This is a genomic window from Streptomyces sp. NPDC052107, assembly GCF_040680215.1.
GTDB lineage: Bacteria > Actinomycetota > Actinomycetes > Streptomycetales > Streptomycetaceae > Streptomyces.
This window is the reverse complement of sequence record NZ_JBFAWG010000205.1, coordinates 1-4,774: the sequence shown is the minus strand read 5'-3', so window position 1 is coordinate 4,774 and position 4,774 is coordinate 1. Positions and strand designations below refer to the sequence as shown.

Genomic DNA, 4,774 nt, shown 5'->3' with positions numbered 1-4,774 from the left:
AGATACACGCCGTCCCACCAGCCGACGGCGCGTTTCCGCACGTCAACCCCCGAATCCACAGACTATCCCGCTACATCAACTGCGGAACCCGGGACAGAGACCCGAAGGAGAAAGAACCCTCTGGCCACCCGCCCGGAGCCTCAGTGCGGCTCAGGGGAACTCATGGGATGTCGCACACTGCCCCATGACTCAGCGCAGCACGCGCCCGGTCAGCGCCAGCGACGCCCGGGAAGCGCTCGCCAAGGACGGGGAGTTCTTTCGAGCCTGCGAGTACTGCCGGCCCGACACCAAGCTCGGGATCCTCGACTAAGAAGCCATCTCAATTGGTGACGGCGCCGCCCGCGAGAGTCAGGCTGCCGGACCCAGGCGCGAGGCTTGACCGTGATGTGAGACTTGCCGCATGGACATGGGGCGTGAGTCGCGGTGGGAAAAGGACGCAATGACGGTGGAGATCGTTTTCGCCCTCGTGACTGCCACCGTGCTGGCTGCGGTGATCTTCGCCGTCGCTTTGACTCTCGTTCTGGCCCTTGGCATCTCTGGTGCCGGGGAAAAGGGCGTGTTTGGCGGGGGGCGCGCTGCTTGGAGCGATGGCCGGAGTGTGGCGTCTGGTACGGGTGCTGCTTCGGTTCGACGAGCAGCGCCGAATGGGCCGCTGACTACGGTCCTTCTCCCTGAGGTCAGTAGCCTCCCGGCGTGGGGATCGTTGAGCGGCTGGTGCCGGACGAATTGTGGGAGCTGTTCCAGCGGGTGGTGCCGGAGGCGCCGTCGCGGCCTCAGGGCGGCGGCCGACGTCGCCACGGTGATCGTGAGGTGCTGGCGGCGATCGTGTTCGTAGCGACGTCGGGCTGCACGTGGCGGCAACTCCCCGCAGCGTCGTTCGGGCCGTCCGGGGCGACGGCTCACCGCAGGTTCACCGAGTGGACGAAGGCCAGGGTGTGGGCCAAGCTGCACCGCTCGGTCCTCGACGAACTCGGCTCCCGCGGCGACCTGGACTGGTCGAGGTGCGCCATCGACTCGGTGAACATGCGGGCCCTGAAAAGGGGGATCTGACAGGCCCGAATCCTGTCGACCGAGGCAAGTACGGCTCGAAGATCCACCTGATCACCGAGCGGACCGGTCTGCCCCTGTCTGCCGGAATCTCGGGGGCCAACGTCCACGACAGCCAGGCCCTGATCCCGCTTGTGAAAGGCATACCGCCGATCCGGTCTCGCCGGGGCCCTCGTCGGCGCAGACCCGGCAAGCTCCACGCCGACAAGGGCTACGACTACCGCCACTTGCGGCAATGGCTGTCGCAACGAGGAATCCGGCACCGCATCGCCCGCAAGGGCATCGAGACCTCACATCGACTCGGCCGCCACCGTTGGACTATCGAACGGACCATGTCCTGGCTTGCCGGCTGCCGCCGCCTCCACCGCCGCTACGAATCACCAGCATCGCCTGCACCCTCATCTGCTACCGACGACTCGCCCAAGCAGACGATTTCTAGGATGCATCGGCGTAGGCGAGATGGGTCCCGCAGACGGTGCAGCGGAAGAGCATGGCGGTCGCCTCGTCGCCCAGGAAGTGCTCAAGCTGGTTTTCGTCGTGCCGGCCGTCGAGCCGCATGTCGGCTCGAAGTTGATCGAGGGCTTCGGGATGCGCCGCCAGCTCGGTGTATCCAACTTCGCCCACGAAGGCGGCCGCATCCTGGCAGTGGACGAGCCAGTGCGGATCCTGCCAGGCGCGGAACCCAGGGGTGCGGCGGGTGACCTCGTGCAAGACGTCCTCGCTGACACCGTCGAGCCCGTAGGAGTCAGCGAATTCACCCGCGAAGCGTTCAGCCGCGCTCCCGTCTGCGATGCACCACGGGCAGAAACGTCCGTTGACCTCGTGTGCGGTGTAGAAGGTGGCCGTGTAGATCCATCCCCTGTTGCGCATGCAGCAGGCGCATGTCTCGGCGGCCGCGCGGATGGACCCGCTTCCCAGAGGGTCTGGGTGATAGCGAAAGAAGGGCAGGCTGGCACTCATCGCCGGTTCCCGATCCGCGCCCTGGTGGCCACGCCTACTGATCCCATGGAGAGCAGTCTGTCCGCGGGCGGTTCCCCGATCAAGCGCGGCGTCGGACTCGTCGTGGCCCAGCCAATTGAGACAGCTTGTAAAGGGCTGTCCCGCAAAGGCTTCCCGGAGACCCGGCGAGTCGGCCGGGCTGAGGGCTCTGCCATGATCGCCTGTCGACGAGAGGGGCTGTGATGGCCATTGACGAGCGACCTGACCCGGTGCAGATCATCGCGAGAGTGGGGACGGGCTTCTCCGCGGAGCAGCCCGAGCGAGCGATCCAGGTGCGGGCACCGGCCCCGGCCACCTCTTCGCCGACGACAGCGCCTACACCACCGCGGCGCTGGTCGGCATCGGCGCCATGGCGATCACGACGCTGACAAGCCTCGCTCTCGCCCGCCGACGCTCGTCCGAGACCAACCCGTAAGTCAGATGCACTCATCCCAACACTGGAGGTTCCATGCCCAAGGGCTACTGGGTCAGCGCCTACCGCACCATTTCAGACCCTGAGAAGCTGGCTGCTTACAACAAGCTGGCCGCTCCGGCCGTCGAGGCCGGGGGCGGTCGGATCCTCGCCCGTGGCAGTCGGGTCGTGGCGCATGACGCCGGAATCGCCGAGCGCACCGTCCTGATCGAGTTCGACAGCTTCGAGCAGGCCGTCGCGGCGCACGAGAGTGCGGCCTACCAGGAGGCGCTGGTCGCCCTCTCCGACGGCGTCGAGCGCGACTTCCGCATCGTCGAAGGCATCGACTGACCGAGGTCCAGTCGGATCTTCACTGAAGCTCAACTTGACTGCCGCTGACGAGGTCAGCGCCGACTGTCTCCAGGGGCAAGCAAGCTGGTGACCTCGGCGATTGCCTCCGCCGAGGGGTGGAAATAGCGCCGTACGTTCTCCGGTTTCTTGTGCCGTGACTTGGCCATAAGCATCGGCAGGCTGGCTCCGGCCTCGCCGAGATGAGTGAGCCCGGAGTGGCGCCATTCGTGCAGGTCCCAGCCCGCGCCCTGCACGCCGGCGAGTGCCGTATGAGCGTCGAGCATGGCGCGAGCCTGCCCGTACGACAGCCGCGCGAGTCCGGTGTCCGGGCAGACGTCGCGCGGGCTGACGACCTTGCCGGGGCCCGGCTTGCGGTGGGTGACGAACACCGGCCCGCGGGTGCGGCCCTTGATCAGGCGGGGCAGAAGACGGGCGGTGCCGGCGTTGATCTCCATCGTCTCCGGCCTGCGCAAGCGCGGCATCGGCTTCCAGTCGCTGCACGAGGCGCTGGATACGACGACTCCGGGCGGCCGCCTGGTCTTCCACGTGTTCGCCGCGCTCGCTGAGTTCATCCGCGAACTCATCGTCCAGGGAACCCACGAGGGCCTGACGGCGGCACGCGCGCGTGGCGAGCGCATCGGGCGGCCGCCGGCCATGACGGAGGAACAGATCCGGCACGCTCGCGCGCTGCTCGCGCAGCCGGAGAACACCATCACGTCGATCACGAAGCTTCTCGGGGTCTCGCGTACGACGCTGTACAAGTAGGGGGTTGATACTGGTGAGCTCGCCTATTCAACTGTCGTCAGATCCTGAGGAACTCTCCTCTGGTAACAACCCTCTGTGACCGTCCAAGCGTCCCCACGGCTCAGCGCAGAAAGCCGCGCTCGTCGACTCTGCGTGTCGGTGGTGTGCTGAGGAAGACCTCGGGAGAGGCGGGGCCGTAGGAGATGTTGAACGTATCGAGCCGGTATGACCACGGCCCGCCCCTGGTGCCGACGAACCGGTAGTTAATCTGCCATTGCAGCCACTGCCCGGGGGTGAGTCGGACCGCTGGAGGGCGGCGGTTGCGTCGCGGCATGCCGAAGATCGTTGTCTCTGGTGGATGGACGCGTAGCAGTCCGTCGGCCTCGCGAAGTACGAGGCCGGGATCCGACAGGTTCTGCTCAGACATCTTCGGACTGAATGCGTCGGACTCCTGCATGACGACCTCGTGTAGGCCAGACTTCAGGCCAAGTGGGAGTGGGAACACTGTCGGGGCTGCGTTTCGCGCGGCGGCCCCGGGCCCGCCCCGGGACGCCTTCGTCCATGAGTTGCGTACTCGTTGAACGACGACATCCATGGAGCCGATCATCGGGTATGTCGCTGCAACACGGCCACTGTGATTTCCGTAGCCGGGTTCAGCAAGACAACTGTCGTCAGCTCCCCGATGGTGTCCAGCCGGTTGGTGACCTCAAATGATCCCCGGCGGCGTATCGTCAAGGCTTCTACACCTGATATGGCGGCCGCCCCGGCTTTCGCCGAACCGTCCCGACCACGGTGCCCTGACCGCGGTCACGAACGTGATACGGCTTCGCGGCCCGTGTTCTGGTCGGATGCCCTGGAACCAACCGCGCGGCCGCGTGTCGGCGCCGGCAGGCGGGACAGTGTGGTGTCCTTGTGGCCGATGCTGGCGGAAAGAGGATGCGCCTGCGGCACGACCGGTAGTTCGGCGATGGCCGGTCCGCGGCAGCCTCGGCTGCTGCGGGGCGTGGTGGTGGGCTACGCCATGCCGGCCATCGTGCGACATCCGGCCCGCAAGGGACCAACGACCCGTAACCGGATGCCGCGTCTATGGGGCGGTGGGTGCAGGCGTGCTCAACGCCGGTTTCTGCCTCGGGGTTGGGTGGCCTGTTCGAGGATCCGCCGACGCGTCCACCGCCGGTGCCCGCCCTTTCGCGTGTGCGTGGCTGTCCTCGCCCCGGGTGGCCGACTCGAAGCTGTCGAGAG

General features: G+C 66.8%; 6 protein-coding genes and 2 pseudogenes. 5 read left to right on the top strand and 3 right to left on the bottom strand.

Going from position 1 to position 4,774, the window contains the following annotated elements; all coding sequences use genetic code 11:
• The first annotated feature begins 64 nt into the window (after positions 1–64).
• From AB0M27_RS46830 to AB0M27_RS46820, 3 genes and pseudogenes are all read left to right on the top strand, one after another.
• On the top strand, positions 65–310 hold the full coding sequence (locus AB0M27_RS46830; RefSeq protein WP_365732313.1) for a DUF6233 domain-containing protein: 246 nt from the start codon (positions 65–67) through the stop codon (positions 308–310).
• A gap of 90 nt (positions 311–400) precedes the next feature.
• Positions 401–835 (top strand): DUF6332 family protein, encoded by a 435-nt coding sequence (locus AB0M27_RS46825; RefSeq protein WP_365732311.1) that lies wholly within the window; start codon positions 401–403, stop codon positions 833–835.
• Positions 727–1,486, top strand: a pseudogene (locus AB0M27_RS46820) (IS5 family transposase). The gene AB0M27_RS46825 and the pseudogene AB0M27_RS46820 overlap by 109 nt, the downstream one beginning before the upstream one ends.
• Here AB0M27_RS46820 and AB0M27_RS46815 read toward each other — a convergent pair.
• On the bottom strand, positions 1,483–2,007 hold the full coding sequence (locus AB0M27_RS46815; protein WP_365732310.1) for a CbrC family protein: 525 nt from the start codon (positions 2,005–2,007) through the stop codon (positions 1,483–1,485). The pseudogene AB0M27_RS46820 and the gene AB0M27_RS46815 sit on opposite strands and share 4 nt — an antisense overlap.
• A gap of 487 nt (positions 2,008–2,494) precedes the next feature.
• Here AB0M27_RS46815 and AB0M27_RS46810 point away from each other — a divergent pair, with 487 nt between their 5' ends.
• Positions 2,495–2,788, top strand: coding sequence for a DUF1330 domain-containing protein (locus AB0M27_RS46810; protein WP_365732309.1), 294 nt, complete (start codon positions 2,495–2,497; stop codon positions 2,786–2,788).
• Positions 2,789–2,841: 53 nt separating this feature from the next.
• Here AB0M27_RS46810 and AB0M27_RS46805 read toward each other — a convergent pair.
• Positions 2,842–3,234, bottom strand: a pseudogene (locus AB0M27_RS46805) (site-specific integrase); the annotation flags it as partial.
• A gap of 1 nt (position 3,235) precedes the next feature.
• Here AB0M27_RS46805 and AB0M27_RS46800 point away from each other — a divergent pair.
• The gene (locus AB0M27_RS46800) at positions 3,236–3,553 is read left to right on the top strand and encodes a recombinase family protein (RefSeq protein ID WP_365732312.1); all 318 of its coding nucleotides are present in this window, start codon (positions 3,236–3,238) and stop codon (positions 3,551–3,553) included.
• Between the two features lie 100 nt (positions 3,554–3,653).
• Here the strand turns inward: AB0M27_RS46800 and AB0M27_RS46795 are convergent, their stop codons facing one another.
• Positions 3,654–3,989, bottom strand: coding sequence for a hypothetical protein (locus AB0M27_RS46795; protein ID WP_365732308.1), 336 nt, complete (start codon positions 3,987–3,989; stop codon positions 3,654–3,656).
• Between the last annotated feature and the right edge of the window lie 785 nt (positions 3,990–4,774).

Excerpts from the sequence above, each read along its gene's own strand:
- AB0M27_RS46825 (WP_365732311.1), top strand. The coding sequence starts at position 401 with ATGGACATGGGGCGTGAGTCGCGGTGGGAAAAGGACGCAATGACGGTG.
- AB0M27_RS46815 (WP_365732310.1), bottom strand. The coding sequence starts at position 2,007 with ATGAGTGCCAGCCTGCCCTTCTTTCGCTATCACCCAGACCCTCTGGGA.
- AB0M27_RS46810 (WP_365732309.1), top strand. The coding sequence starts at position 2,495 with ATGCCCAAGGGCTACTGGGTCAGCGCCTACCGCACCATTTCAGACCCT.
- AB0M27_RS46795 (WP_365732308.1), bottom strand. The coding sequence starts at position 3,989 with ATGCAGGAGTCCGACGCATTCAGTCCGAAGATGTCTGAGCAGAACCTG.